Below are 1,924 nucleotides of genomic sequence, written 5' to 3'. Positions count from 1 at the left end.
CCCCGCCGACACGGCGTCGGTGGCGCTGGCCGGCTGGTGCGCCGTGCTGGTGGCCCGCGGCCGCCGGCCGCCGCTGCCGCCGCGGGCCGCCGTGCTGCTCGGCGCCCCCGTGCTCGCCTTCGCCGTCGCCACCGTCACCGCCGCCGACCCGGTCGCCGCGCTCCCCGGTTTCCTCCGCCTCCTCCAGACCTTCGTGGTGGTGCCGCTCTGCCTGGTACTGCTGCTCCGCGACGCCCGCGACTTCCGGCTGGTCGCCGGCGCGCTCGTGCTGCTCGCGCTGGCCCAGGGCGCCGTCGGCTGCTGGCAGTACGCCACCGAGGGCGGCGCCTCCTACATGGGCCAGAACGTGCGCGCCGTCGGCACCTTCGGCCCGCTGCACATCATGGGCATGGCCACCGCCGTCTCCTACGGCCTGCTCGCCGCGCTCTGCCTCGGCCTCGCGGCGCCCCGCACCGCCCCCCGCTGGTGGCGCCCGGTCGCGCTCGGCTGCGCCGCGCTGCTCGCGGTGCCGCTCGCCCTCTCGTTCAGCCGGGGCGCCTGGCTGGCCAGCGGCGCCGCGGTGCTCGCCGTCGTGCTGCTCGCCGCGTTCACCTCGGGGCGGCGCGCCCGCCGCTGGCTGCTCGGCCTGCTGGCCGCCGGCGCGCTGCTGGTCGGCGGGGTCGCGCTCAGCTCCGGGATGGTCGCCGAACGGCTCGGCAGCATCGGCGACGTCACCGGCACCCCCGACCAGTCGGTCGTCGACCGGTACGCCATGTGGCAGGCGGCGCTCGGCATGTGGCAGGACCACCCGTGGACCGGAACCGGACCGCGCGGCTTCGCCGACCACCGCGACAGCTACGCGCCGCTGGCGCTCTCCGCCGGCAGCGACACCGGCGGCGCGGGCGCCGCGTTCCAGCGGCAGGAGCTGCTGTCCCCGCACAACATGTACCTGCTGCTGCTCAGCGAGCTCGGCCTGCTCGGCGCCGCCACCCTGACCGGCTGCTGGCTCGCGCTCCTCGCCCGCTGCCTGCGCGGCCTGCCGCGGCCCGGCGGGCGGGCCAGGCAGGCGGGACTGCTGGCCACCGGGCTGCTGGTGTGGCAGCTCGTCAACTTCCTCTACGCCGACATCGGCGGCCCGACCACCGTGCTGACCGCCGTCGCGCTCGGCCTCACCGCCTGGTGGGCGCTCACCCCGACGGCCGGCCGGGAGCGGACGTGACGGAACGGTTCGTGGCCCGGGCCGCCGGCCTCACGGCGGCGCTGACGGCGGCCGGCGCGCTGTGCGGGCTGCTCCGCGACCAGATCGTCGCCACGCTGTACGGCGCGGGCGGCGCGACGGACGCCTTCCTGGTCGCCTGGACCGTGCCGGAGTTCGCCGCCACGCTGCTGATCGAGGAGGCGATGGCGCTCGTCCTGGTGCCGGCCTTCAGCCGCGCGCTGGCCGGCGGCGACCGCCGGCCGGTCAGGGACCTGGTCACGGCCACGCTGCCGCGGCTGCTGCTCGCCCTCACCGTCGCCAGCGCGACGCTGGCCGCCGGCGCGCCGCTGCTGGTCGGGCTGCTGGCGCCCGGCCTCCCGGAACCCGGCGTCGCGGTGGACTGCACCCGGCTGACGGCCGTGACGATCCTCACCTTCGGAATGGCCGGATATCTCAGCGCCGCGCTCCGTGCCCACCGCGACTTCCTGCCACCGGCGGCGATCTACGTCGCCTACAACGTGGGCATCGTCACGACGGCGCTCCTCTTCCACACCCTCTGGGGCATCCGCGCCGCCGCCGCCGGCGTCGCCCTCGGCGGCCTCCTGATGGTCCTGCTCCAACTCCCCTTCTTCCTCCGCCGTATGCGTGCCGCGCACGGCGGCGCGGATGGCGCCGTGGTGGTGGGCCGCGCCGCCGACCGGCGCGGAGCGCCGCCGGCCGGCGCCGGTGTGGCGGCCATGGCCGCCG

General features: G+C 77.5%; 2 protein-coding genes. Both read left to right on the top strand.

What is annotated here, in order from left to right:
• Positions 1 to 1,198, top strand: a 1,198-nt coding sequence (locus tag ACYVPE_RS39705; RefSeq protein WP_461038712.1) for an O-antigen ligase family protein, incomplete at its 5' end; no start/stop codon positions are given.
• Positions 1,195 to 1,924: lipid II flippase MurJ (locus ACYVPE_RS39700; RefSeq protein WP_461038711.1), on the top strand; the 730-nt coding region annotated here is incomplete at its 3' end. The genes ACYVPE_RS39705 and ACYVPE_RS39700, both read left to right, overlap by 4 nt.

Source organism: Streptomyces mayteni, assembly GCF_054783955.1.
This window is presented reverse-complemented; position numbering and strand designations above follow the sequence as displayed.